This is a genomic window from Amycolatopsis granulosa (assembly GCF_011758745.1).
GTDB classification, from domain to species: domain Bacteria; phylum Actinomycetota; class Actinomycetes; order Mycobacteriales; family Pseudonocardiaceae; genus Amycolatopsis_E; species Amycolatopsis_E granulosa.
This window is the reverse complement of the sequence record NZ_JAANOV010000001.1, coordinates 363,160-388,353: the sequence shown is the minus strand read 5'-3', so window position 1 is coordinate 388,353 and position 25,194 is coordinate 363,160. Positions and strand designations below refer to the sequence as shown.

The window sequence follows — 25,194 nt, the reverse complement described above, 5'->3', positions numbered from 1 at the left end:
GGGGTACCCACTCTCCTTTTCGCACAGGGGAAAATCGAGGTTCAGGCGTAGTGGGGCAGGCCGCCGTCGACGGTGACGACCTGTCCGCTGACGTGCCGGGCGCCGGGCCCGGCCAGGAATGCCACGACGGCGGCGACGTCATCGGGTTCACCGGCGCCGGCGAGGTCTTCGCCCGCCTCGGCGTACCGGGCCTGCAGGCGGGCCGTGCGGATCCGTCCCGGGGCGACCGCGTTGACGCGGATGCCGTGCGGCCCGAGGTCGCGCGCCAGGTAGCGGGTGTACTGCACGACCGCGGCCTTGGCGACGCCGTAGTGCGCGTAACCGCCGTCCGCGGTGGCCGCCAGGCCGTTGACCGAGCTCATCGTCACGATGCTGCCGTGCCGCTGCCGCCGCATCGGCCCGGCGACCGCGCGGCAGCAGTGGACCGTGCCGAACAGGTTCAGCCGCAGCACCTTCTCCAGCTCGGCGAGCTCCACTTCGGACGCCCGGTTGCCGTGGATGGGACCGGTGCCGCCACCGGCGTTGCAGACCAGCACGTCCACCCCGCCCCAGGCGGCGATCACCGCACCCACCGCGGCCTCGACCGCCCCCGGGTCGGTGACGTCGCACTGCAGGGCCATCGCGTCCACGCCGTGGGCGGCGATCTCCGGACCCACCGGTTCCGCGACCGCCCCGCGGGTGGTGTCGCTGTTATCCGTGCCGGGGTTGGTGTCCACGACGGCGACCGACGCGCCCGCGGCGGCGAGCCGCACCGCGATCGCACGCCCGATCCCGCGGCCCGCTCCGGTCACCACTGCCCGCGCCCGCTCCAGGGTCCTCACGACACCTCCCGGTTCGTCCGCGGGTCCGGCGAGGGCACGGTGAGCCGGCCGGTGCGCAGCAACCCGGTCGCCATCGCCGCGGCCTCCCGCACCTCCGCGATCAGCCACGACCGGCGCTCGGTGAAGCGCGGCTGCGGCACGGACACCGTGAACGCCCCGGCCGGCGTGCCCTGCTCGGCGAAGAACGGCGCCGACACGCAACAGACACCGTCGCTGAACTCCTCCAGGTCCAGGGCGTAGCCACGTCTGCGGGTCGTGGCCAGGTCCACGGTCAGCGCGTCGAAGTCGGTGATCGTGGAGGGCGTGACGGCCTCCAGTGGAACGCCGTCGAACATCGCCGCAACCTGCTCGTCCGGCAGGAACGCCAGCACCGCCTTGCACGACGCGCGCGCGTGCAGGTGGCCGGTGTAGCCGACGTCGAGGTTGCCGACGGACAAGGTGTGCAGGCCCGCGAGGTAGTGCTGCAGGATCAGCGTCCCATGGTTCCAGCCCGAGATGTAGGACGTTTCCCGTGTCTTGTTGTGCAACCGGGTCAGGATGACCGCGAGCTCGGGCGAGGGACCGGAGCGTCGCTGCAGGTGCCTGCTCAGCGAGGCGGCCTTGGGGCCCACGTCGTAGTAGCCGCCGGGCAGCCGGATCACGTGGCCGCTCGCGACCAGCGTCCGCAGCAGGTGGTAGCAGGTGCCGATCTTGATGCCGAGCTGCCGCCCGAGCACCTTCGCCGTGGCGCCGCCGTCGGCCGCGGCGACCGCCTCCAGCACCTGGAGCCCGCGCTCCAGTGTGTGCAGGACCGTGGTGCGCTGCTCACCCACCGCGCACCACCATCCTGGTCAGCGCCAGCGCGAGCACCTTCGCCGCCCGCACGACGTCGGCCTCGGCGACGCACTCGTCCGGCGCGTGCGCCAGCGTGACGTCACCCGGACCGAAGATCGCGGTCGGCACCCCCCGCGCTCCGAAGAAGGCGGCGTCGGAGCCGGCCGTGAAGCCGGTCAGGGTTTCCTCCCCCGTCGCGGCCCGCTGCGCCGACCGCAGCGCGGCGACCAGCTCGTGGTCGGCGGGCGTCTCCCAGCCGGGCAGGCCCTCGTGGTCCCAGCGCACGGCGGGCGGGTGGTCCCGCAGCCAGTCGTCGGTGGCGGCGACCTCGGCGAGCACCCGCTCGACCTCCTGCCGCAGCTCGGCCGGGGCCTCCCCCGGGACGAGCCCGATCCGGCCGGACATGGTCGCGTGATCGGGTACCGCGGCGCGCCAGCTGCCCGCCCGGGCGGTACCGATCGCGAAGGGAATCGCGGTGGGCACGTCGGCGAACAGCGGGTGCCGGTAGGCCGCGCCGCGTTTTCGGGCCAGCTCGGCCAGCGCCTCGCGCACGCGGATCAGTTTGTCGAACGCGTCCACCCCGCGCCACGGGGCGGAGGTGTGCGCCGCGACGCCGGTGACGTCGACGGTGAAGAACAACAGGCCGGTGCTGACCGGCACGATCGCGCCGCCGGTCGGCTCCAGCACCAGCGCGGCCGCCGGGTCCGGCACCTCGAGCGCGGCGGCCCGTGTGCCCACCCCGGTGGTTTCCTCGGCCACGACGAGCTGCACCGCGACGTCGAACGGCAGGTCCACGCGGAGGTCTTCGAGCGCGGCCAGCGCGTACAGCCCGGCCGCGATGCCGCCCTTCATGTCGACCGAACCGCGTCCGTGCACCTTGCCGCCGGCCCGGGCCCCGGAGTGCGGCGGCCGCGACCACGCCTGCTCGTCACCGGCCGGCACCACGTCCACGTGCCCGTTGAGGACCAGGTACGGCAGCCCGCGGCGCCGCGGGTACCAGGCGATCAGGTTCTCCCGGTCCGCCGACCGCGGTTCGCCGGCGGCCATCCCGGTGGGCTCGAGCGGCTGCCGCACCAGCGGCCAGCCACGGGCGGCGAACCAGTCGGCGTACCGGCCGGTCACCCGGTCCTCCCACCCGCTCTCGCTGGGCTCGCGGACGGTGGCGGCGAGGAACGACAGCATGTCCTCGGCCACGGCGTCGACCCGGGCCAGTACCTGCGCGTCGGTCGGTCGCGGCATTGGTCACCTCCTGTTCGTCGGCTGGTCCGACACTCTGCGGCTTCGGCCGCGACCATTGCATCAGACTGAACCCGTTTTTGGACTATCTGAAATTCGGCCGTGGGGCCGGTGGGATCGGTCCGCGCCCCGACCTAGCGTGCGCAGCGTCCCCGTCTCCCGAGGAGGAACTGTGTCCCACGCCGAGCTGTGGCAACGACATCAGCGGGTCATGCCCGCCTGGATGCAGCTCTACTACGACGAGCCGATCGAACTGGTCCGCGGCGAGGGGCGGCGCGTGACCGACGGCGAAGGCCGCGAGTACCTGGATTTCTTCGGCGGCCTGCTGGCGACCATGGTCGGCCACGACATCCCGGAGATCACCGAGGCGATCCAGGCGCAGGCGGGACGTCTGCTGCATTCGTCCACGCTCTACCTGATCCGCAGCCAGGTCGAACTCGCCGAGCGGATCGCGAAGCTGTCCGGCCTGGACGATCCCAAGGTCTTCTTCGTCAACTCCGGCACCGAGGCCGTCGAGACGGCGCTGCTGCTGGCCACCCAGCACCGCCGGTCCAACCAGGTGCTCGCCCTCCGCGGCAGCTACCACGGCCGGTCGTTCGGCACGGTCGCCGCCACCGGTATCCGCGGCTGGTCGGCCACCGCGCTCAGCCCGCTCGCCGTCACCTACGTGCACAGCGGCTACCGCTACCGCAGCCCCTTCGGCCACCTCGACGACGCCGGGTTCGTCGCGGCCTGCGCGGAGGAGCTGCGCACGATCATCGAGACCTCGACCGCCGGGGACGTGGCCTGCCTGCTCGCCGAACCGGTGCAGGGCGCGGGCGGGTTCGCCACCCCGCCCGACGGCTTCTTCCCCGCGATGAAGGAGGTGCTCGACGACTACGGCATCCTGCTGATCTCCGATGAGGTCCAGTCCGGATGGGGACGCACCGGCCGGTCGTTCTTCGCCATGCCCGGGTTCGGCGCGACTCCCGACGCCATCACCTTCGCCAAGGGCCTCGGCAACGGCATCGCGATCGGCGGAGTCGTCGCCCCTGCCGGGCTGATGGACTGCCTTGGCGCGAACTCGATCTCCACCGCCGGCGGCAACCCGCTGGCCACGACAGCCGGGCTCGCGACGCTGGACTACCTGCTCTCGCACGACCTGCAGGCCAACGCGGACAAGGTCGGCGACCACCTGATGGCGGGCCTGCGCCGGATCGCGGACGACTGCCCGCTGATCGGCGAAGTCCGCGGGATGGGGCTGATGATCGGGGTGGAACTCGTCGTGCCCGGCACCCGCGAGCCCGCCGTCGCCGCGACCCTGCGGGTGCTCGACGCCGCGCGGGACCGCGGCCTGCTCATCGGCCGCGGCGGGCTGCACGGCAACGTCCTGCGCGTCACGCCGCCGATGACCGTCACCGTCGCCGAGGCGGACGAAGCCCTCGCGGTGCTGCGCGATGTCCTGGCCACCGTGACCGCCCTGACCACCGCTGCCGAACGCACCGAGGAGAACGCATGATCCGGCGCTGGAACCCGGGCACCGTCGCCGCACCCATCGGCATGTACAGCCACCTGGCGCAGGTGCCGGCCGGCCACGAGCTCGTGGTGATCTCCGGGCAGGTCGGCGCGCGGCCGGACGGCACGCTGGCGGGCGAGGACGCCGCGGCCCAGACCGAGGCCGTGTTCGCCAACCTGGAGCGGCTGCTCGCGCAGGCCGGTGCAGGACCACAGCACCTGGTGAAGGTGTTCAGCATGGTCGCCGGCACCGAGCACCTGCCCGGTTTCCGCTCGGTGGTGAAACAGACCTTCACCCGCTGGTTCCCCGGTGGTGACTGGCCGGCCCAGTCGCTGATCGTGGCGGCCGCGCTGGCCACGCCGGACATCCTGGTGGAGGTCGAGGCGATGGCCGCGGTGCCCCGATGACACCGGAGGAGTTCCGGGGGCTGTTCCCGGCGCTGCGCGAGCAGGTGTGGCTGGACACCCCGGGAGCGCCGCCGGGAGCCGAGCCCGTGGTGACCGTGATGCGGGAGGCGCTGGAGGGCTGGTCGTCCGGCGCGTTCGACTGGCTCGACTGGGACGGGGCCGCGGCGCGGGCGCGGCAGCTGTTCGCGGACCTCGTCGGCGTGCCCGCGGGCACGGTCACCACGATGTCGTCGCTGGCCGAAGCTGCCGCGACGGTGGCCGCGTCGCTGCCCCGGGGCCGGGTCGTGGTGGCCGAGCAGGACTTCCGCAGCAACCGCTTTCCGTGGCTGGCCCGGCACGACGTGGTGAGCGTGCCGGCCCGGGACGGCGCCACCCGGGTCGAGGACCTGATCGCGGCCCTGGACGACGACGTGGTGCTGCTCGCGGTGAGCGAGGTGACCAGCCGGGAAGGGCAACGGCTCGACCTCGTTGCGCTGCGCGCCGCGACCGACCGGGTCGGCGCCCGCCTGTTCGTCAACCTGACCCAGTCGCTCGGGGCTCTGCGGTTCGACCTCGCCGCCGTGCGCCCGGACTACCTCGCGGTGCACGGTTACAAGTGGCTGCTATGCCCACGCGGCGCCGCGTGGCTGGTGACGCGACCGGACCGGGTGCCCGGCCTGCGGCCCCTGGCGCCCGGGTGGAAGTCGACGGCCGCCCCGCACGGCTACTTCGGCGGGGCCCTCGACCTGGCGCCGGACGCCGCCCGGTGCGACGCGTCCCCGGCCTGGTTCTCGTGGCTCGGCGCGGGCGCGGCGCTGCGCCTGTTCCACGCCGTCGACCCGGCCCGGGTGGAGCGGCACGTGGTCGGCCTGGCCGGGCTTCTCACCGGCGAGGCGGCGGCGCTCGGCCTGCGCCGGGTGCACGACGGACCCGCCTCGCACATCGTGGTCCTGGCCACCGCGAACGCCGACCGGATCGCGCGGTCGCTGGCCGATCACGGGGTGCGCGCCACCGCGCTCGGCGACCGGGTCCGGTTCGGCTTCCACTACTTCAACGACGAGTCCGACGTCGCGGCCGCGGTCCGCGCACTCGCGGCCGCGACCGGACACGGCTCGTCCTAGTCCACGGTCAGCACCAGCTTGCCGAACTGGTCTCCCCTGGCCAGTTCGGCAAGCGCACGCGGACCGTCCGGCAGCGGGAAGGTGCGGTGGACCACCGGCCGGATCCGGTGCTCGGCCACCAGGGCGAGCATCCGTTCGAACTCGCGGGCACTGCCCATCGAGGTGCCCAGCAGGCTGATCTGCCGGAAGAACATGTCCCGCAACGACAGCTGCACGTCCGGTCCCGTCGTCGCGCCGAGCGACACCAGCCGCCCACCCGGGCGCAGCACCGACACGCATTTGCCGAACGTGGCCGAACCGACGCTGTCGACCACGAGGTCCACCGGCTGCGAGACGGCACTGGTCCAGTCCTCCGCGCTGCCGATCGCGTGGTCGGCCCCCAGCTCCCGGGCCTGCCGGCACTTCTCGGCGCTGCGGGAGGTGACGGTGACCGTGGCGCCCACCGCCTTGGCCATCGCCAGGGCGAAGGTGGCCACCCCGCTGCCGATGCCGGGCAACAGCACGTGGGCGCCCGGACGCAACCCGCCGCGCGTGAACAGCGCCCGGTAGGCCGTCAGCGCGGCCAGCGGGAGAGCCGCCGCTTCGGCCCAGTCCAGGTGCGCGGGTTTCGGTGCCACGTTGTGCGCCGGCACGACGACGTACTCGGCGAACGTGCCGTCGGTCGGCACACCGAGGATCGCCGGCACGTCCGGGACGTCGTCGGGCTCCTCCCAGTCCAGCGACGGGTTGATGACGACCTCGGTGCCGGGGGCGGGCGCCACCCCCGCGCCCGCGGCGACGACCACCCCGGCTCCGTCGGAACCCAGCACCACGCGCGCGTCGCCCGGCCCGCGGGCGCCGACGAGGAACAGGTCGCGGTGGTTGAGCCCGGCGGCGCGCAACGCGACCACCACCTCCCCCGCTCCCGGCTCCGGTGCCGGGACCTTGGCCGCCCGGACACCCGTCAGCCCCGTCTCACCTTCGTGCACCACCGCCACCATCGTTGTCATGTCCACGAAGCTAGCGATGGTGCCGGGGCACCGGCGATCCATCGCGAACTCGGTCACAGTGCGGGACTTTCAGATGTTGAAGTCCTTGCGCGTCCGGCGCGCCGGCCGGCCGCTGCGACCAGATCGGCGCGGGCCAGGTCGGCGTGGTTGTTCGCCGAGGACGGCGTGACCTGACCGATCATCGGGTCACGACCACCCAATCCGATGGCTTGCTGTGGCGCTGGAGACGCCTGGCCGCCGGACGCCGGGCCCGCCGTCCACACCGGAGCTTGTACTGTCACTTCGCATCGCTTCCGCCGGGATTGAGACCACCGCAGACCTGGTTCATGACCTGCTTCAGGAGCAGCATCCGGACCTCGCCGGGCTGACCGTCCGCGAAGTAGCGGGCGGATGGGACAACCAGCAGTGGCGCCTCGGGGACCACTTGGCCGTGCGCCTGCCGCGTACCGAACGTGCTCCGGAGCTCCAGCGCAAAGAGCGCCGGTGGCTGCCTGTCCTGGCCCCGCGCCTGCCGCTCCCGGTCCCGAACCCGGTGCGCACCGGCGTACCGTCCACGCGCTTCCCGAAACCCTGGACCATCATGACGTGGGTTCCCGGCGAGCCACTCGACTCCACTCCCCTCACCCGCGCCGATCACGCGGCTGACACCCTGGCCCGCTTCCTCCGGGCGCTGCACGTGGAGGCGCCGGTTGAGGCGCCGGTCAGTCCGGACCGCGGCGCTCACCCCAGGGCGTGCACCGACGGCTTCGATCACTTCTTCCAAGCCGTTTCCCCGGGCGCCATTGCCGACCGGGTCCGGGCCGTCTGGGAGGACGCGATCGCCGCGCCCGAGTGGGACGGGCCGCCGGTCTGGGTGCACGGTGACCTCCATCCGGCCAATGTGATCGTCTCGGACGGGACACTGTCGGGCGTGATCGACTTCGGTGACATGTTCGCCGGAGACCCGGCGTGGGACCTCGCGGCCGCCTGGGTGGTCCTTCCCGCGGGCGCTGCCTCACGGTTCTTCGACGTGTACCCACGGGTGGACGCGGCGACGATCCGGCGCGCTCGCGGCCTGGCTGCTCTGAAATGCCTGTTCCTCATGCTCATGGGCCAGAACGGAGACCGCGGCCTGCCCGGCGGCAAACCGGCATGGGGCCCAGCTGGCCGGGCAGCGCTCGAACGTGTCGTGCAAGACGGCCTGAGGTAGGCAGGAGGCCGGCGGTCAGGTGCCGGCGGACGCGCTGTCGGCGTTGAGCAGGTTGCGTTCCACGCGCCGCAGCAAGCGCAGCAGGTCCGCCTGCTGACGGTCGGACAGTCCGGCGGTCGTGGCGGCGTCCAGCGCGGCCCACATCCGCTCGACGGCCGGGCGTAGCCCGCGACCGGCCGGAGTGAGCGAGACGATCACCGACCGGCGATCGGTCTGCGACGAGCCGCGGACGACGAACCCGTTGCGCTCCAGTGCCTGCACGGTCCGGCTCACGGTGGACAGGTCGAGGTCGAGCGCCCGGGCGAGCTCGGTCTGCGATCGGTGGTCGTTCTCCCACAGCCGCATCAGCAGCAGCTCCTGCCCCGGGTAGAGGCCACACTCCCGCAGGAGCCGCCCGGCCACCGCCAGATGTGCCCGGGCAACGGCCGCGATACCGCGGCTGATTTCGCCCTGTTCGACCACGCGCAACTCCCCGTCTCCCCCATTACTTGGCACGACAACCATACCGGTAGCAGCCCGGGCTTCGTCACACCCATCCATAAACTTGGCACAACAAGTAATATGCTTGCGGTACCAAGCAGCTCGAGGAGGCGTGTGATGGCGGAGAACAACGAGCCGATCCTGGTGATCGGCGGCACGGGTCGGCAAGGCGGCGCGGTGGCGCGGGAGCTGCTGCGGCGGGGTCGCACCGTGCACGCACTGGTGCGCGATGCGGAGGCTCCCGCGGCGCGGGAACTGGCCGCCGCGGGCGCACAGCTGGTGCACGGCGACCTGGACGATCCGGAGTCGCTGGCAGCGGCCATGCGCGGGGTGCGGGGCGTGTTCAGCGTGCAGACGTTCCAGGGACCCGGTGGGGTCGCGGCGGAGGAACGGCAGGGCAAGGCGGTGGCCGACGCCGCGGCGCGAGCGCGGGTGGCGCACCTGGTGTACAGCTCGGTGGGCGGGGCGGAGCGGGACAGCGGCGTGCCGCATTTCGACAGCAAGTGGCAGGTCGAGCAGCACATCGAGGCACTCGGCCTGCCGGCGACCGTGTTGCGGCCGGCCATGTTCTACGACGGCTTCCACGACGTCGGCCCCCGGCTCGTGGACGGCGAGCTCGTACTGGGCCTGTGGCTGCGGCCCGAGGTTCCGCTGCAGTTGATCGCCACCGCCGACATCGGGGTGTTCGCCGCGGACGCGTTCGACGACCCCGCGCAGTGGATCGGGCGGCAGATCGAGCTCGCCGGGGACGAACTCACCGGGCCGCAGATGGCCGAGGTCTTCGCCCAGGTGACCGGTATCCCCGCGCGGTACGAGCAGCAGCCGATCGAACAGTTGCAGGCGATCAGCACGGAGATGGCCGCGATGTTCGGCTGGTTCGACCGCGAGGGCTACCGCGCCGATGTGCCGGCGCTGCGTCGCCACCACCCGACGCTCGCCAGCCTCCGGTCCTGGCTCGGCACCAGCGGATGGACGCCGGGCTCCCGCTGACCTTCGACGGCCGCGGGCCCACGCTCGTCCGGCCCGCGGATCGTCGCCCGGGCCGGACGAGCGCACCCGGATGGCCTAACTCCCGGCGGGGCGGGCCCGGTCGTCCGAACCGGCCACTGCGGACATGCCGGTCCCCGCGTCGGTGGTGTCCGGCGGGCCGAAGATCCGCAGGAAGGCGTCGACGGCGGCGCGGGCCAGCTCCAGTAGTGCGGTGTCGTCGATCGGGCGGGTGCCCATCCGGGTGCGGGCCTCCAGCGGGCCGGTGAGCAGGGCGAGGAACTGCTCGGCGGCCAGGTCGGGATCGGTGATGCGGAGCCGTCCGGCGAGCGCGAGGCGGGCGAACCGGTCGGCCAGTGCCTGGACGAGGCGGTGCGGCCCGCTCTCCGTGACGATCTCCAGCACGTCGGGAAACCGGGTGATCTCCGAGTAGAGCAGGCGGCGCAGCGCACAAGCGCGGTCCTCGGTGTGCAGCCGCAGCAGCGTGTGCCCGACGTCCTGCAGGGCGGCGCGCAGATCGCCGCTCGCGTCCTTGAGCGGGTCGAGGGCGGCGAGCCGCTCGTCCAGGACGCTCTGCGCCGTGGCCTGCATCGCGTGCCGGAACAGGGTCGCCTTGTCGGTGAGGTGGTTGTAGACGGTGGGCTTGGCCACGCCCGCCTCGGCGGCCACCTCCTTGACGCACGCCTGGGCGTAGCCGCGGCGCGCGAACACGGTGAACGCGCCCTGGAGTATCGCCTGCCGCCGGTCGCTGCCGCCACGCCTCGTCACCATGCACTGATTGTACTTCTGGGTTCAACTTTGCGAACCCAATGGTTGTGGGTGAACCGACTAGGCCACTATGTTGAACCCATGAGTTCAACTAGTGCGGATGACCGCCTGGACGCCCGGCTGCTGGCCACGATCGGCGTGGTCCTGCTCGGCGGATTGCTGGGCATCCTGAACAGCTCGATGGCGGCGGTGGCGACCGGGACCCTGGCCGGCGAGCTCGGCGCCTCGCTCAGCACGGTCGGCTGGGCCTCGACCGGATTCCTGCTCGCGGTCACCGCCACGATCCCCTTCACCACGTGGGCGGTCGACCGGTTCGGTGGCCGGCGGCTGTGGCTGGCGGGCCTGGCGGTGTTCGCGGTCGGCGCGCTGGCCGCGGGCCTGGCGTGGGACGTCGGCAGCCTGATCGCCTTCCGCACGGTGCAGGGCATCGGCGCCGGGCTCCTCGACCCGCTGGTGCTGATCCTGCTCGCCCGCGCTGCCGGTCCCGCACGGGCCGGGCGCGTGATGGGCCTGATGGGCGTGGTGCTTTCGCTCGGCCCGGTGCTCGGCCCGATCGCCGGCGGCGCCGTCCTCGACAGCTTGGACTGGCGGTGGATGTTCCTGCTCAGCGTGCCCGTCGGGCTGGCCGCCCTGGTGCTCGCGGTGCGCGTCCTGCCCGCCGACCCCGCGGCCGAAGGCGCGCGCCCCGGGCTGGACGTGCTCGGCCTGGCCCTGCTCGCCCCCGGGTTCGCCGCCGTGGTCCTGGCGCTGTCGCAGGCAGCCGAACGGTCGGCGTTCACCACCTGGCAGGCGCTGCTCCCGCTGGTGGCCGGCGCGGTGCTTCTGGCCTGCTACACCGCGCACGCCCGGCGCCGCCGAAGTGTCCCGCCGCTGATCGACCTGCGGCTGTTCGGCAGCCGCGGATTCAGCGCGAGCGTGGCGATCATGGGGCTGGGCGGGCTGGCCAACTTCGCCGCGCTGTTCGTCCTGCCGCTGTACTACCAGCGGGCGCACGGGCACGGCGTGTTCGCCGCCGCGCTGCTGATGGCACCGGTGGGGCTCGGTGGCGCGATCTCGATGCCGCTGGCCGGACGGCTGTCGGACCGGGTCGGCCCCCGCGGCCTGGCCACCGGCGGCGCGGCGCTGGCACTGGCCGCAGCGCTGGCCTTCACCCGCGTCGGCACCAGCACGGCCGAGACGTGGCCGGTGGTGGTCGCGCTCACGCTCGGCCTGGGGATGGGGTTGTTCAGCGCCCCCACGATGGGGTCGCTGTACCGCAGCCTGCCCGGTCCGATGGTCGCCCAGGGCAGTTCGGTGCTCTACATGCTCAACCAGCTCGGCGCGGCCCTCGGTGTCGCCGTGGTCACCCTGATCTTGCAGACCTCCGACGACCCGCTCACCGGCGTGCAGGGTGTCTTCTGGCTCACCGCCGGCGTGCTCGCGGTGATCCTGGCCGCCGTTCCACTGCTGCCCGGCCGCCCGGCCGCGCCTGCCGCGCAACCCGCCATGTCCGGAAGGATCACCCGGTGATCCACCCCGAGAGCCGCGCCAAGACGATCGTGATCACCGGCGGCACCGACGGGATGGGCCACGCCCTCGCCCGCACCCATCTGGACCGGGGCGACACCGTCATCGTCGTCGGCCGCGACGCCGCCAAGGCCGCCGCCCTCCCCGGCGCCGAGTTCATCGCGGCGGACCTGAGCCTGGTCAGCGAGAACCTGCGGGTCCTCGAGCGGATCAACACCCGGCACCCGGTCGTGGACGCCCTGGTGCTGTGCGCCCGGTACTTCCGCTCGGACCGGTTCGTCACCGCCGAGGGGTTCGAGGGGACCTTCGCGCTGGAGTACCTGAGCCGGTTCCTGCTCAGCCACGGCCTCGACGAGCCCGGCGTCATCGTCAACGTGTCCGGGCCCGGCGTCCCGATGGGCCGTGTCCACTGGGACGACCTCATGCTCGAACACGGCTACGACGGGGTCGCCGCGCAGATGCAGGCCGGCCGGGCCAACGACCTGCTCGGCGTCGCCTACGCCGCCCGCCACGCCACCTCACGCACCCGGTACGTGCTCGTCAACCCCGGCCCGGTCGCGACCGGGTTCGCCGGCCAGTACGACGCGGCCACCGCTGCCCACGTCGCCGCCCTGAAACGGCACGGCCGGCCCGTGCAGGACGGCATCAAGCCGATCGCGGCCCGCATCGACGCCCCGCCGGCGGCGCCGCTCAGCGCGTTCCTGCGCTTCGACCCGATCAGCCTCGACCACCCTTCCTTCGACCCCGGCGCCGCCCACCGCCTCCACGACCTCACCGGCCACCTGCTGCACCGATCGGAGAACTGATCCATGACCTCCCGCTGGAGGGCGGTGTTCCGCTCCGCGCCCGTCAGTCCCCACGAACCGCTGACCCTCATCCACCCGCCGCGCGGGTTCCACGACCAGACCCTCCGCCAGGTCGTGCGGGTCGGCGGCGCGGGGACCCGGCTACGGGTCCGGCTCGGCAACCACTACGGCAAGGACCCGCTGATCATCGCCCGCCTCCGGGTGGCAGCACACCGCACCGCAGCCGCGATCGTGCCCGGCACCGACACCGCGGTCACCTTCGGCGGCGCGCACCAGGTGACGATCCCGCCCGGGCGGGAAGCGATCAGCGACCCGGTCGACCTCCCCACGGCAGCCGGCGCCGACCTGGTCCTCAGCAGCTACCACGCCGCTGCCACCGGGCCGGGCGACTACCACCCGTTCGCCCTGCGGACCGGTTACGTCGGCCCTGGTGACGCCGTCGCCCACCCCGACCTGCCCGAGCCCGAACCGGTGGAGTCGCGGTTCTTCCTCACCGGCATCGACGTTCTCGGCCCGGCCGGGGAGCCGGTGGTGGCGGCCTTCGGCGACTCCCTCACCGACGGGGTGGGCACCACGCCGGGCACCCACCGCCGCTACCCCGATCTGCTCGCCCGCCGCCTCCACCCCGCCGGAGCCACCGTGCTCAACCTCGGCATCGCCGGCAACCGGCTGCTCAGCGACGTCTTCGGCGAACGCGGCACCGGCCGGTTCGACCGCGACGTGCTCGCGGCCCCCGGGGTGACCCACGTCGTCGTCCAGCTCGGCCTCAACGACATCGGCCTGCCCGGGATGCTGAACGAGCCCGCGCTCCCGGTCACCGACCTCATCGGCGCACTCTCGGCGCTCGCCACCCGCGCCCGCCGGCACGGGATCAGGCCCATCATCGCGACCGTCACCCCGTTCGCCGGCGCCGCCGGAGCGGGACCCGGGTTCGACACCCCCGAAGCCCAGAGCATGCGCCGGCGGCTCAACCAGTGGATCCGCACCAACGAGGCCTACGACGCGGTCGCCGACCTCGACCGGGCACTCCGCGACCCCGCCGCACCCGCCGCCCTGCACCCCGGCTACGACAGCGGCGACCACATCCACCCCAACGACGCCGGAGCCCAGGCCATCGCCGACACCGTCGCTGACGCACTCCTGGCCTGACCACGAGACCCACCCGGGTGCCCCCGGCCGACAACGTCGGAGGTGTGCGGCCCCTCCTCACCAGGCGCTGGGGATCGTGGAGCGCTCGAGGAGCCCGACGCCGATTCGACCCCACGCGAGGATCTTGTTCGGGCGAGCGAGTCTCCACCGGGACGGTGGCCCGCCCAGCGCTGCGCGGTCGGACTCCAGCCCGCCGGCGGCAGGTGCACGACCAGCCGCACCACCCGCGCCGGGCGGACACCAGCGGGGGCAGAGGTCAGGACGGGGGTGCCGTCTCCGCGAGCAGGGCGCGCAACCGGGCCGGCAGGTCGGTCTGCGGCTCGGCCAGGGCTGTCAGCACACCCTCCCGCACCGCCGCCAGCCGCGCGGCGGTCGCTTCGGCGGTGCGACCGGCGGCCGCGGCGGCGGCGCGAGCCTCCGTGGCGGCGGTGTCCGCCCGGGCCGCTGCCGTGGCCAGTTCGGCGGCGCGGTGCCGGGCCTCGCTCAGTGCGGCCTCGTGCTGGGCGCGGAGCCCGGCGATCTGCTCGTCGCGTTCGGACTGCCACTGGTCGTGCGCCTGGCTGTGACGCTCGCGCTCCGCGGCGAGTGCCTGCTCGTGCCGGGCACGCAGCTCTTCGAGGTCGGCGTGGTGCTGGGTGGCGAGGTCCCGCAGGTCCGTCTCCAGCTGCCGCGCCCGGGCGTGCGCGGCCTCGGCTTCGCTGCCGCGGGCCGCGGCCGCCGCGGTGAGCTCCTCGATGCGCGCCGCCGCGGTTTCGGTCGCGCGCTGCTGCTCGGCGGCCTGCTCGTCGAGTCGTTCCCGCAGCTGCCGGATCTCGCCCTCGGCGGTCAACCGGTCGGCGATGGCCCGCTGGGCCTGAGCCCGGTCGGCCGCTGCCCGCTGCTCGGCCTCGTCCGCCCGGGCCTGTGCGGCCGATGCCCGCTCCGCCGCCTCCGCCGCGGCCGCGTCCGCATCGGCGGCGCGCTGCTCGGCGGCCTCGGCCCTGGCCTCCGCGTCGGCTCGTGCGGTGTCGGCCTGCGCGGCCCGCGCCCGCGCGTCCGCCACCTCCGCGTCGAGCCGCTCGTCGAGCGTGGCGAGGGTCCGCTGCAGCGGGGTGATCTCCGCCAGCGCCCGGCTCACGTCCCGGCCCACCGCCGCCACGTCCAGACCGGGCAGCGCCGGCCCGTAGGCGGCGAACGAGACCTGCTCCGCCTCGTCCAGCCGCGCGCACGTCACCTCCCGGCCGCGGTCGTCCACCGCCCACACCGTCGTGCAGTACTCCCCGGGCCGGCCACCGCGTGGCCCGGGCTGTTTGCGCGGGTGGCGCCGGCAGTACCGGCACAACCCGGGGTCACTGATCGGCTCACGGTTCCCGGCTGCATCACGGCGCGGTGGGGGTGGTGTTTCCGGCATAGCCGCAGGTTACCAGTTCGAGTTTTATTACCTAAACCCCGGGTTCGAGTTCTCTATCTTGATCAAGCAGCCTCTCGCGATAATCACGGTTATCGCGGGCCTCTCCAAGCTCGTCCTGAGCGCGGAAAACTGGGTGGTCGTCACCGTGACGAAACGACCTGGATGCCCGGGGGTCGGAGATGGTCGAGTCAAGACCCGCGGCGGCGCCCGATCAGCGGTGACGACAACCGGACAGGAGGACAACCGCATCCACCCCCGCCCGCGCGCGAGCCGCCGGTGCACGCGGCCGCAGCTGCGATAGCCTGACCCGCATCGCCGTGAACCGGGATGGTGCTGCCATGAACGCTGGGCCCGCCGTCGAGCTGGCGCCGTACGAGCCGCGGCCGATGCCCGCACGCGCCCCGGACAAACCGGTCCTGCGGCGCCTGGTGACCGAGCTGGTCGCCGAACTGCCGGGGCTGCGCGACGATCCGGCGGACGAGCTCGGCCCGCGCGGGGTGACGCGGTCGTGGCTGCTGGAGATGAAGAGCCACCAGACCCGCCGTTCCTATTGGCGCGGACTGGGGTTGTGGCTGTCCTACTGCGACTGGCACCGCGTGGACCCGCTGGCTGCCCGGCTCGCCGACGTCAAGGACTGGATCGCCCTGCTCGACCCCGGCAGCCCCGTCACCTTCAACGCGCGTCTGGCGGCGGTCAGCTCCTGGTACACCGAGCTGATCAACAACCGGGCCCACGACGACAACCCCGCCCGGCTGGTCCCCCGGCACAAGCGGGACCAGGAGTCGCAGACCCGGGCCCTGACCCACGACGAACTCCTCGCCCTGCTCGGCCACGCCCGGAGCCGCGCCGCCGGCGCCGGCACCGAGGCCGCGCTGCGCAACCTCGCCATCCTGGAGATCATGGCGACCACCGCCGTGCGGTCCGGGGCGATCCTGCACGCCCGCTGCGGCCCGGACGGCGACCTCGGCGTCGACCGCGGCCACCGGGTCCTGCGCTACGTCAACAAGGGCGGCCACCGCAAGACGGCCGACATCCTGGGCCGCGCCGACCTCGCGCTCACCGACTACCTCACCGCCCGCGCCCGCCGGGAAGGCACCCCGGTCGCCGGACTGTCCGGCTGGCTGTTCGCCACCCGCACCGGCACCCCGCTGACCTCCCGGGATCTCGGGAACCTGCTGCGGGAGACCGCCCGCGGCGCGGGACTCGACCACCCCGACGACGTGGTGCCGCACTCCTTGCGGCACACCGTGCTGACCCTCGGCTACGAACAGGGCGTCTCCGTCGAGGACCTGGCCGACCTCGCCGGCCACGAAAGCGTGGCCACCACGCTGATCTACGTCCGCCGCAGCCGGCGCCGCCAGACCACCCAGATGCTCGCCGACCTGACCAGCGGCACCACCGGCCCGGGCAACACCGCGCCGCAACCGGAGGAACAGCGCCATCTCCGGCTGGTGCGCGACGCCTGAGCGCCCGGCCTTGACACCGCCCGCCCACCGTGGCTCACTGTCCACACCGTACCCACGGCGAGCGGAGCGCACGGTGAGCAACGCAGTTCTGGACGGGTTCTCCTACCTCGAATGCCCGCGCTGGCACGAGGGACGGATCTGGTTCGCCGACTTCTACACGCAGCGGGTGTTCTCCGCCACCGAGGACGGCGGCGACCTGCGCGTGGAGGCGGAAGTGCCGCAGCAGCCGTCCGGGCTGGGCTGGTTGCCCGACGGCCGGCTGCTGATCGTCTCGATGCGCGACGCCCGGCTGCTGCGCCGCGAACCGGACGGCACGCTCGTCACCCACGCCGACCTGTCCGCGCACGTCACCGGCCACCTCAACGACATGGTGGTGGACGAGCAGGGTCGCGCCTACGTCGGCAACTTCGGCTTCGACCTGATGAACGGCGCGCCGGTCGCGCCGGCCGGCCTGTTGCGCGCCGACCCCGACGGCACCGTCACCGTGGTCGCCGAGGACATGTTGTTCCCCAACGGCAGCGTCATCACCGGCGACGGGGTGCTGCTGGTCGACGAGACCTTCGGCAACCGCGTGACCGCCTTCGACATCGCCGCGGACGGTTCCCTGACCAATCGCCGCGCCTGGGCGAAGTTCGGCGAGCCGCCGACCGAACGCGACCTGGAGAAAGCGCTTCCCCAGCTTGTGCTCGCCCCGGACGGCTGCTGCCTGGACGCCGAGGGCGCGCTGTGGATCGCCGACGGGCTCGGCGGACGGCTGGTCCGCGTCCGGCAGGGCGGTGAGATCACCGACGAGATCAGGCCGGGCACCGGGGTGTTCGCGTGCATGCTCGGCGGCGCCGACGGGCGCACCCTGTTCGCCTGCGCGGCGCCGGACTTCTACGAGCACGCCCGCAAGGACGTCCGGGAAGCCAGCTTGCTCGCCTTCCGCGTCGACATTCCGCGCGCGGGACGCCCCTGAGGGACACGCACCGCTTCGGCTACGAACCCGGCTGCCCCCACAGCGCCGCGACCTCGGCGGCCTCGCGCAGGCCCTGCTCGTACCCGGCGCGTGCGACCGCGTCCCGGACGGAAGGGTCGAGCGGGTTGGGGCCCATCGCCTCGCTCGTGGCTTCATCCGCCTCGACCACGAGCACCCGCGCGCCGTCCTCGCGCAGCGCGGCGATCTCCGCGTCCAGGTCGTGGTTGCCGGGAATCCGCATGGCCTGCAACACCAGCACCCGGTCACAGCCGGCGGCGAGGTCGGCGTTCACCATGCTGCGCACCCCGCCGTCGATGTAACGGCGGCCGTCGATGGTCACCGGCGGCCAGGTGCCGGGCACCGCGGAGCTGGCCGCGACCGCGTCCACGAGCGAGACTCCGGACCCTGCGGTGAACACACGCTCGTCCCCGGTCGCGGCGTCCACCGCGACGATCCGCAGCGGCGCCGCGGGCCACTCCTGCGAGGGCAGGCGGGCCTCGATCACCTTCAGCCGTTCGGCCTCCGGCACGGTCTCGGCCGCCAGCGCCAGCTCACCGATCCGCCACCGGGCATCGCGCGCATCCCGCGCGGCGGCGTGCGCCGAGGCGAACAGCGCACCGACGGTCTCGGCGTCGATGTCCGCGGGGATTTCCGGCGCCTGCAGTGCGGGGTCGACCTGGCGCTGGAACAGCTCGGCCAGCGGGGTGCCGCTGGTGATCTGGGCGGCCACGGTCGAGCCCGCGGAGGTGCCGACGAAGCGGTCGGCGTCCAGTACGTCCACTCCGGACTCGGACAAGCCGTGCAGCAGGCCGGTTTCCCAGGCGATTCCGGCAACTCCGCCACCACCCAGCACAAGTGCGCGTGTCATCGTCGAATCCTAGCGGCACGGGTGGCACCGGCGAGTGTGCCGTTGACGATCAGCAGCCAGGCCCCGCAGATGCAGCGTCGGTAGTCCACGCGGCCGGTGGACACCGGGTGGCGCGATCCGTCGCCGTGGAGTTCGGTCAGCGGCCAGTGACAGCGGGGGCAGTGTTCGACGCTCATGCCCTCAGCGTGTTGTAATGGGTCAGTGCACTTCAACCCTTACGGCGGGCCGGCGGCCCAGGTGGCGGCGGGCCTGGTCAACATGCCGGACGCCGACGCCGCCGAGCTGCTGCGCATGATGCGTGACGCGGGCATGTCGCTGACCCGGCTCACCGACGCCGACGCCCGCGAGGCACGGGCGTGGGGCCGCCGCCTGCGGCCGGTGTTCACCGAACCCGGCCCGGACCGGCGGGTCGACCTGGTCAACGGGCTGCTGGCGGAGACCGCCTGCCGTCCGTTCGTCTCCCGCCACGACGGGCTGCCCGCGCACCTGCACTACGCCGCAGAGGACGATCCACTGCCCCGCCGCATCCGGGCCTTCACCGCGGGCGGCCTGGCGCACCTGATGTGCGAGGACCCGGACCGCCTCGGCGCGTGCGCCCGCGACGGCTGCGAGATCGTCTTCGTGGACACCTCGCGCAACGGCCGCCGCCGGTTCTGTTCCACGCGCTGCGCGACGCGGGTGCACGTGGCCGAGCACCGCGCCCGCGCCTCCTAGCGCCGCACGGCGCGGTGCCGCCATCCGGAAAGCCGGTGGCCGCCGCGTTCGGCGCGGCGCACGGCGGAGGCGGAAAGGAGGGTCGCGGCGGCGAGGCTGCCCCAGAGGGCGAACTGGCCACGGGACGCGAGGCCGGTGATGACCGCCGGGGAGACGGCGAGGCCGAAGCCCGTGGAGAGCTGGAAGCGGGAGAGCGCGCGCCCCAGGACACGCGCCGGGGCGAGCGCGGTGACGAGCGCGGTGGCGCTGCCCGCGTAGATGATCTCACCGGCGGTGCAGACCACGGACACCGCGGCGATGGCCGGGACGCTTGAGCCGTGCCCCAGGGAGGTGGCCGCGAGGAAACCGAGGTAGGACGCGGTGAGCACCACGCCGGCGAAAGCGAGCACGGACCGGCGGGAAAAGCGGGACAGCAGCACGGTGACCGGAACCTGCAGGGTGACGACCAGCACCGTGTTGGCCACGAAGATGGCCGCCGACCACACCGGGGAGGCGTGCATCTGCGTCACCAGGACCAGCGGGAGCGCGATCTCGGGGACGTTGAGGCAGAAGACGTAGATCACGTTGGCGGCCAGCAGCGCGTGCATCCGGGGTGCGGGCTCGCCGTCCCCGTCCTCGGCAGTGCCGGTGGCAGTGGCCGGATGGGCGTGCACGTGGACCGACCACGCGAAGGCCGCCGCGGTGAGGTAGGCGAGCCCGGTGACGACCGCCAGCACCCGCAACGCGGTGGTGCCGCCCGCCAGGCACGCGGTCGCGAGGAGTGCGCCCGCACCCAGGCCCGCGTTGCGCAGGGCGCGGCCCCCGGCGAGGGCGGCGTCGCGTTCCCTGCCGTGGGCGATCGTGGCCACCAGGGCCACGTGGGCGGCCGGCCACGCCTGGTTGCCGATACCCAGGAAGAGCGCCGCGCCCGCGAACAGCCAGACGTTCCCCGCCGGGGCGGCCAGCAGCAGCGCCACGCCCAGCACCCGCACCAGCATCGACGCCGCCACGACCGTGCTGCGGGCGCCCCGGTCCAGCCACCCGCCCACCACGGGCATGCACACCAGGCCCGCGACGATGCCTGCGGTCATGGTGGTGCCGGTGACCGGCGCGGACAGCCCCAGCACCGTCACCCCGTAGAGCAGCAGAAAGGGCCGCAGCAAACCGGTGCCGAGCGCGTCCACGGCCAGGGCGACGGCGTAGCGGGGGCCGCCGGAGGCCCGAAGGAGCGCACGGGGATGACTTCTGGTGGCGATCGGCACGACGCCCACGGTTCTGCCGGGCGGCTGGTTGCGGCAAACCGGTTGACGGATCTCGTCAACCGACCGCGGCCTCGGCCGTCCAACCAGGGATGATGGCGGGCGTGACGCTGCGCATCGACATCACCGGGCTGCCGGCCGAGCGGCTGCGGTTCGCCGCCTCGCCGCTGGCCGAGCTGACCGCGATGTTGCACGTCCTGGCCGAACCCGGGCATCACCCGCGGCTGGCCCCCTGGGCCGGGGACGTCTGGGCGGGGCTACCGCCGGAGCTGGCCGAGCGGCTGCGCGAGGCGGAGTTCCTCTGGCGTTCCTCACGAGCCGATTTCCTGGTCCCCGCGCGGCCCCGGCAGACCCTCGCCGAGGAGCTGGACGACGTGGACCGCCTCGACGACGAGACCTACGTGTCCTCCGCGCTCACCACCACGTGCGGCAGCAACCGGGTCCGCTTCGGCGCGCCGTCGCCGCTCGCCGACGCCACCGCCCGCGAGCGGGCCCTGGAACTGGCCCAGGCCCGTGGCGCGCTCCAGGAGGCGTTCGCGGAGCGGCTGCTCACGGACCCGGCCGCGGTGCGGGCGCGGGTGCGGCAGACCCTGGAACAGTGTGCCGAGGCGTTCTTCGACGACGCCTGGTCGGGCGTCGCCGGGCTACTGACCACCGACCTGCGCCAGAAGAACGATCTGCGGCAACGGCAGGGCATCCGGGCCGCACTCGCCTCGGTCTCCGGCGCGCTCACCCTGGCGCCGGAGGGCGACTGCATCGTGGTGGACAAGCTGCAGGACAACGCGACCGCCGCGCACGGCAACGGGATCACCTTCATCCCCACCAGCTTCGGCCACCCGCACCTGGTGGTGATCCACGCGGCCGGCTGGCAGCCGGTGGTGCAGTACCCCGTCGCCGAGCCGGGCCCGCTGGAACCGGTGCCGATGGACACGGTCACCCGCCGGCTGGAAGCACTCGCCCATCCGGTCCGGCTGCGGCTGCTGCGCACCCTGGCGCGCGGCCCGCACACCACGGGCGAGCTGGCCCATGCCTGGAAACTCTCGCCCCCGGAGGTCTCCCGCCACCTCGCCGTCCTGCGTCGCGCGGGTCTGCTCACTTCCCGGCGCCGGGGGCGCTACGTCCACTACACCCTCAACCTGCCCGAGATGACGACACTGGGCACGGACCTGCTCGCGGCCGTCCTCCGCTGAGCAGCCGCGGTAGGCCTCAACGTGGGATGGAGGGGAAGCTGTTCGCCCTGAGGCCAGTGCGGTCCGCGGTCGGGTCCAGGGTCACCGGAGACGTCACACTGCCCAGGAGCCGCAGTGCCGCCTCCGACGGCGAGCCGGGCTCGGCCGTGTACGCGATCAAGTGCTGGTCCGCGGCGCCGGGGATGACGAGGTTTTCGAAGTTGAGTGCCATCGCACCCACCAGCGGGTGGTTCAGGTGCTTCACCCCGGAGGTACAGGTGCGGACCGGGTGCCGCGCCCACAGCGAGGCGAACTCGTCGCTGTTCATGCTGAGCTGACCGACGAGCTCGGCCAGTGCGCGGTCGTCGGGATGGCGGCCGGCGATCAGGCGCAGACTGGCCACGGCGAGTACGGCCTGGTCGTGCCAGTTCGCGTACAACCGCCGGTATTGCTCGTCCAGGAACAACATCCGGGTCATGTTGGGCCGGGTGCCGGGCGTGTCCGGGGAGCCCGGCGCGAGGTGCGCGGCGAGCAGCGCGTGGCCCAGCCGATTCCAGGCCAGGACGTCGTTGCGCCGGTCCAGGATCAACGCCGGCACGTCGGTCATGGCCGTGAGCAGCTGCCGGGCCGAGGCGCTGGCGTGCTCCACCCGGGGCGGGGCCGGCCGGGACGAGGCGGCAGCCGGGCGAGCCAGGTCCTTCAGGTGGGCGGTCTCGTCCTCGGTGAGGCGCAGGGCGCGCGCGATCGCCTCCAGCAAGCCGTCCGACACGCTCGCGGCGCGCCCCTGCTCCAGACGCGTGTAGTGGGTGATGCTGACGTTGGCGAGCAGCGCCAGCTCCTCGCGGCGCAGCCCGGAAACCCGGCGGCGGGCCGGGTGCGGGGTGAGGCCGACGTCCTCGGGGCGCAGCGCGGCACGGCGGGACTTGAGAAAGTCGCCCAGCTCGGACAACACGCGCATACATCCCTCCAGGCAGGTGGACTGACGTCCCCATGATGCCCGCGGGCCCGGACCGCGGGAAGCCGGGAGGGTGGTCATCTCGTGACTACCCTCCCGCCGGCTGCGCACCACGGGGTTCTGGCTGCGAAACCACGCAGGGGCGAGCCTTATCCACGATCACGCGGGACGCGGATGCGCCGCGTGCGGAACCCGGGAAAGGGAATCGACGTCATGTCTGTCACTGGTGTGGAGGCGCCCGCCGCCGGCACGGCACCGGCCGTGCTCACCCCTCGGCTCCGGCTGGTGCTGGTGCTGCTGCTCACCACGCAGTTCACGCTGGCCGTGGACTTCGCGATCCTGAACGTGGCACTGCCGGTGATCGGCCGGGGCCTGGGCTTTTCGCTGGGGCACCTGCAGTGGATCGCCACCTCGTTCGCGTTGTGCGCGGCCGGCTTCACCCTGTTCTTCGGGCGGGTCGCGGACCTGTTCGGCCGCCGCAGGTTGTTCCTCGGCGGGCTCGCCGTCCTGGGCGCGGCCTCGCTCGTGGGCGGGCTGGCGCGGAACCCGGAGATGCTCATCGCGGCCCGCGTGTTCCAGGGGCTGGCGACCGCGGCCGTGACCCCGGCCGGGTTGTCGCTGCTGACGACCGCGTTCCCGGAGGGTCCGCTGCGCGCGAAGGCGCTCGGTCTCAACGGGGCGCTGATGTCCACCGGCTTCACCGCCGGCGCGGTCCTCGGTGGCCTGCTGACCGACCTGCTGTCCTGGCGCTGGGCGTTCTTCCTCAACGTGCCCGTCGCCCTGGTCGTGCTGCTCATCGCCCCGGCGGTCATCAAGGAGTCCCGGCCCGGCGAGCGTCCCCGGCTGGACGTGCCCGGCGCGGTGAGCGTCACGCTCGGCCTGCTGGCCATCGTCTTCGGGCTCACCCAGGCCGGTGAACAGGGCTGGGGCTCGGCAGCCGCGGTGTCGTCCCTGGCGGTCGGCGTGGTGCTGCTGCTGGTGTTCTACGCGGTCGAGCGCAAGGTGCCCGCGCCGCTGGTGCCCGTCGGTGTGCTCGGCAAGCGCTCGGTGGCGTGGGGCAATGTGGCCGGCCTGATCGCGTTCCTCACCGAGACCTCCCTGGTCTTCCCGCTGACCCTGTACCTCCAGAACGTCCTCGGCCTCTCCCCGCTCGCCGCCGGCCTGTCCTTCGGCGTGCTCGGCGCGGGAACGGTCGTGGGCGGCAGCACGGCGTCGAAGGTCATCGGGAGGATCGGCAGCAAACGGACGTTGATCGCGGGCGGCCTCCTGCAGGCCGTGTTCACCGCGGCCCTGCTCGGCCTCGGTGCCGATCCCGCCTGGATGTGGCTGATGCTGGTCGCCGGTTTCGCCGGCGGTGTCGGCAACATGCTCGTCATCGTGGCCTTCATGGTCACCGCCACCTCGGGGCTCGCCGACCACGAACAGGGCCTGGCCACCGGACTGGCCACCATGACCCAGCAGGTCGGCATCACGATGGGCACGCCGGTCATGAGCGCCGTCGTTACCGCCGCCATGGCCGGCACCGGAGCCGCGGCCATGCTCGGCGGGCTGAAGGTCGCGATCGCGGTGAACGCCGCCCTCGTGCTCCTCGGCGTCCTCACCAGCGCCCTGTTCCTGCGCGGCGGCCGGCCGTCCGGCCGCCGCTGATCGACGGCCCTGATCGACGGGTATGCCCACCGTCACACCGCGGCCACGGCAGGAATCGGCGCGCGACCTCCATCTGGTGGTCGTCCACAACGGAGTCGGAGGAGACGACGCTGACCACCCAAACGTCGCCAATCCGGACAAGTTACGCGCCGCGGCCGCGGGCAGGGTGCACGGTGCTGGAACGCAGTAAGCGCTCGCTTAGGATGTGGGCATGAGCCAGCGTTTCGTCGCCCTGGGCGACTCCTTCACGGAAGGCGTCGGCGACCCCGACGCGACACGCCCGAACGGCGTGCGGGGCTGGGCCGACCGCGTGGCCGAGCAACTGGCGGCCGCCGACCCCCAGTTCCGTTACGCCAACCTCGCGATCCGGGGACGGCTGCTCGAGCAGGTGATCGCCGAGCAGCTCGAGCCCGCGCTGGCACTGCAGCCCGACCTGGTGTCGCTCTACGCCGGCGGTAACGATCTGCTGCGCCCGAAGGCGGATATCGACGCGCTGGCCGCCCGCCTGGAGGACGCCGTCGGACAGCTCGCCAAGACCGGGGCGACGGTGCTGCTGTTCACCGGCGTCGACGGCGTGGAGGACCCGGTGTTCCGCAAGCTGCGCGGCCGCACGGCGATCTACAACGAGCACACTCGCGTGATCGCGGCGCGGCACGGCGCGCTCCTGGTGGACATGTGGGGGATGCGGCAGCTGCGGGACCGGCGCCTGTGGTCGGCCGACCGGCTGCACCTCAACTCCCTGGGCCACACCGAGGTCGCCATCGCCGCCCTGGAGGCACTCGGCCGGCCGCACCTGCTCTCCCCCGCCGCACTCGGGTCACGTGAGCCGGCCGACCGGCGGCGGCAGCGCGCGGAGAACCTGCAGTGGGGCCGCGAGCACGTGCTGCCCTGGATCGGCCGCCGTCTGCGTGGGGAATCCTCCGGCGACACGCTCGCCGCGAAACGGCCGCAGCTGCTGCCGGTGAACTGAGCCCGCTCGCCGTATGCGGCATTCCGGTCACGCACCGTGAATCTTGGTTCTCAACTGGACATCGTCACCCGTG

24 protein-coding genes are annotated in these 25,194 nt (G+C 73.3%); 14 read left to right on the top strand and 10 right to left on the bottom strand.

Features of this window, described 5'->3' with window-relative positions; all coding sequences use genetic code 11:
• Positions 1-41 precede the first annotated feature (41 nt).
• The 3 genes from FHX45_RS01825 to FHX45_RS01815 are packed head-to-tail and all read right to left on the bottom strand — an operon-like array spanning position 42 to position 2,873.
• Positions 42-821, bottom strand: coding sequence for an SDR family oxidoreductase (locus FHX45_RS01825; protein WP_167096292.1), 780 nt, complete (start codon positions 819-821; stop codon positions 42-44).
• Entirely contained in the window at positions 818-1,633 is an 816-nt protein-coding gene (locus FHX45_RS01820) for an IclR family transcriptional regulator domain-containing protein (protein ID WP_167096291.1), read from the bottom strand. The genes FHX45_RS01825 and FHX45_RS01820 overlap by 4 nt, the downstream gene beginning before the upstream one ends.
• Positions 1,626-2,873 (bottom strand): M20 family metallopeptidase, encoded by a 1,248-nt coding sequence (locus FHX45_RS01815; protein WP_167096290.1) that lies wholly within the window; start codon positions 2,871-2,873, stop codon positions 1,626-1,628. Before FHX45_RS01815 ends, FHX45_RS01820 begins: the two co-directional genes overlap by 8 nt.
• A gap of 169 nt (positions 2,874-3,042) precedes the next feature.
• Between FHX45_RS01815 and FHX45_RS01810 the strand changes: the two genes are divergently transcribed.
• The 3 genes from FHX45_RS01810 to FHX45_RS01800 are packed head-to-tail and all read left to right on the top strand — an operon-like array spanning position 3,043 to position 5,872.
• The gene (locus FHX45_RS01810) at positions 3,043-4,368 is read left to right on the top strand and encodes an aminotransferase class III-fold pyridoxal phosphate-dependent enzyme (protein WP_167096289.1); all 1,326 of its coding nucleotides are present in this window, start codon (positions 3,043-3,045) and stop codon (positions 4,366-4,368) included.
• Positions 4,365-4,772: a RidA family protein gene (locus FHX45_RS01805; RefSeq protein WP_167096288.1), complete on the top strand. Its 408-nt coding sequence runs from the start codon at positions 4,365-4,367 to the stop codon at positions 4,770-4,772. Before FHX45_RS01810 ends, FHX45_RS01805 begins: the two co-directional genes overlap by 4 nt.
• Positions 4,769-5,872 carry an aminotransferase class V-fold PLP-dependent enzyme gene (locus FHX45_RS01800; RefSeq protein ID WP_167096287.1) on the top strand — a complete coding sequence of 368 codons (1,104 nt, stop codon included), beginning with the start codon at positions 4,769-4,771 and terminating at the stop codon, positions 5,870-5,872. Before FHX45_RS01805 ends, FHX45_RS01800 begins: the two co-directional genes overlap by 4 nt.
• Here the strand turns inward: FHX45_RS01800 and FHX45_RS01795 are convergent.
• Positions 5,869-6,861 (bottom strand): zinc-binding dehydrogenase, encoded by a 993-nt coding sequence (locus FHX45_RS01795; RefSeq protein ID WP_243868903.1) that lies wholly within the window; start codon positions 6,859-6,861, stop codon positions 5,869-5,871. The two genes, FHX45_RS01800 and FHX45_RS01795, sit on opposite strands and share 4 nt — an antisense overlap.
• 214 nt (positions 6,862-7,075) lie before the next feature.
• On the opposite strand from FHX45_RS01795, the gene FHX45_RS01790 reads away from it, so the two are divergent.
• Complete coding sequence (locus FHX45_RS01790) at positions 7,076-8,050, top strand: aminoglycoside phosphotransferase family protein (protein ID WP_341771306.1); 975 nt, start codon at positions 7,076-7,078, stop codon at positions 8,048-8,050.
• 15 nt (positions 8,051-8,065) lie between these two features.
• On the opposite strand, the gene FHX45_RS01785 is transcribed toward FHX45_RS01790, so the two are convergent.
• Positions 8,066-8,512, bottom strand: a complete 447-nt coding sequence (locus tag FHX45_RS01785) for a MarR family transcriptional regulator (RefSeq protein WP_167096286.1) — start codon at positions 8,510-8,512, stop codon at positions 8,066-8,068.
• A 135-nt stretch (positions 8,513-8,647) separates the two neighbouring features.
• Between FHX45_RS01785 and FHX45_RS01780 the strand changes: the two genes are divergently transcribed.
• On the top strand, positions 8,648-9,520 hold the full coding sequence (locus FHX45_RS01780) for an NmrA/HSCARG family protein (RefSeq protein WP_167096285.1): 873 nt from the start codon (positions 8,648-8,650) through the stop codon (positions 9,518-9,520).
• Positions 9,521-9,595: 75 nt separating this feature from the next.
• Here the strand turns inward: FHX45_RS01780 and FHX45_RS01775 are convergent, their stop codons facing one another.
• Entirely contained in the window at positions 9,596-10,288 is a 693-nt protein-coding gene (locus FHX45_RS01775; protein WP_167096284.1) for a TetR/AcrR family transcriptional regulator, read from the bottom strand.
• Between the two features lie 78 nt (positions 10,289-10,366).
• Here FHX45_RS01775 and FHX45_RS01770 point away from each other — a divergent pair, with 78 nt between their 5' ends.
• Genes FHX45_RS01770 through FHX45_RS01760 form a run of 3 tightly spaced genes read left to right on the top strand, consistent with a single transcriptional unit; the run spans position 10,367 to position 13,746 of the window.
• The gene (locus FHX45_RS01770) at positions 10,367-11,794 is read left to right on the top strand and encodes a DHA2 family efflux MFS transporter permease subunit (RefSeq protein WP_167096283.1); all 1,428 of its coding nucleotides are present in this window, start codon (positions 10,367-10,369) and stop codon (positions 11,792-11,794) included.
• Complete coding sequence (locus tag FHX45_RS01765; protein ID WP_341771305.1) at positions 11,791-12,597, top strand: SDR family NAD(P)-dependent oxidoreductase; 807 nt, start codon at positions 11,791-11,793, stop codon at positions 12,595-12,597. The genes FHX45_RS01770 and FHX45_RS01765 overlap by 4 nt, the downstream gene beginning before the upstream one ends.
• A gap of 3 nt (positions 12,598-12,600) precedes the next feature.
• The gene (locus tag FHX45_RS01760) at positions 12,601-13,746 is read left to right on the top strand and encodes a GDSL-type esterase/lipase family protein (protein WP_167096282.1); all 1,146 of its coding nucleotides are present in this window, start codon (positions 12,601-12,603) and stop codon (positions 13,744-13,746) included.
• A gap of 256 nt (positions 13,747-14,002) precedes the next feature.
• Here the strand turns inward: FHX45_RS01760 and FHX45_RS01755 are convergent, their stop codons facing one another.
• Complete coding sequence (locus tag FHX45_RS01755; protein ID WP_341771304.1) at positions 14,003-14,980, bottom strand: coiled-coil domain-containing protein; 978 nt, start codon at positions 14,978-14,980, stop codon at positions 14,003-14,005.
• A 494-nt stretch (positions 14,981-15,474) separates the two neighbouring features.
• Here FHX45_RS01755 and FHX45_RS01750 point away from each other — a divergent pair, with 494 nt between their 5' ends.
• Together FHX45_RS01750 and FHX45_RS01745 are read left to right on the top strand one after the other, a co-directional pair.
• Entirely contained in the window at positions 15,475-16,602 is a 1,128-nt protein-coding gene (locus tag FHX45_RS01750) for a tyrosine-type recombinase/integrase (RefSeq protein ID WP_167096281.1), read from the top strand.
• A gap of 73 nt (positions 16,603-16,675) precedes the next feature.
• Positions 16,676-17,560: an SMP-30/gluconolactonase/LRE family protein gene (locus FHX45_RS01745; RefSeq protein ID WP_167096280.1), complete on the top strand. Its 885-nt coding sequence runs from the start codon at positions 16,676-16,678 to the stop codon at positions 17,558-17,560.
• Between the two features lie 19 nt (positions 17,561-17,579).
• Here the strand turns inward: FHX45_RS01745 and FHX45_RS01740 are convergent, their stop codons facing one another.
• Positions 17,580-18,428 (bottom strand): patatin-like phospholipase family protein, encoded by an 849-nt coding sequence (locus FHX45_RS01740; protein ID WP_167096279.1) that lies wholly within the window; start codon positions 18,426-18,428, stop codon positions 17,580-17,582.
• Between the two features lie 201 nt (positions 18,429-18,629).
• Here FHX45_RS01740 and FHX45_RS01735 point away from each other — a divergent pair, with 201 nt between their 5' ends.
• The gene (locus FHX45_RS01735) at positions 18,630-19,142 is read left to right on the top strand and encodes a CGNR zinc finger domain-containing protein (RefSeq protein ID WP_167096278.1); all 513 of its coding nucleotides are present in this window, start codon (positions 18,630-18,632) and stop codon (positions 19,140-19,142) included.
• Here the strand turns inward: FHX45_RS01735 and FHX45_RS01730 are convergent.
• On the bottom strand, positions 19,139-20,383 hold the full coding sequence (locus FHX45_RS01730) for an MFS transporter (RefSeq protein ID WP_208405766.1): 1,245 nt from the start codon (positions 20,381-20,383) through the stop codon (positions 19,139-19,141). The genes FHX45_RS01735 and FHX45_RS01730 overlap by 4 nt on opposite strands.
• 101 nt (positions 20,384-20,484) lie before the next feature.
• On the opposite strand from FHX45_RS01730, the gene FHX45_RS01725 reads away from it, so the two are divergent.
• Positions 20,485-21,570 carry a DUF5937 family protein gene (locus tag FHX45_RS01725; protein ID WP_167096276.1) on the top strand — a complete coding sequence of 362 codons (1,086 nt, stop codon included), beginning with the start codon at positions 20,485-20,487 and terminating at the stop codon, positions 21,568-21,570.
• 16 nt (positions 21,571-21,586) lie between these two features.
• On the opposite strand, the gene FHX45_RS01720 is transcribed toward FHX45_RS01725, so the two are convergent.
• Entirely contained in the window at positions 21,587-22,507 is a 921-nt protein-coding gene (locus FHX45_RS01720) for a helix-turn-helix transcriptional regulator (protein ID WP_167096275.1), read from the bottom strand.
• A 210-nt stretch (positions 22,508-22,717) separates the two neighbouring features.
• Here FHX45_RS01720 and FHX45_RS01715 point away from each other — a divergent pair, with 210 nt between their 5' ends.
• Together FHX45_RS01715 and FHX45_RS01710 are read left to right on the top strand one after the other, a co-directional pair.
• A complete protein-coding gene (locus tag FHX45_RS01715; RefSeq protein ID WP_167096274.1) occupies positions 22,718-24,151 on the top strand; it encodes an MFS transporter in 1,434 nt (477 codons plus the stop codon).
• A gap of 211 nt (positions 24,152-24,362) precedes the next feature.
• Positions 24,363-25,121 (top strand): SGNH/GDSL hydrolase family protein, encoded by a 759-nt coding sequence (locus FHX45_RS01710; RefSeq protein WP_167096273.1) that lies wholly within the window; start codon positions 24,363-24,365, stop codon positions 25,119-25,121.
• The last annotated feature ends 73 nt before the right edge of the window (positions 25,122-25,194 follow it).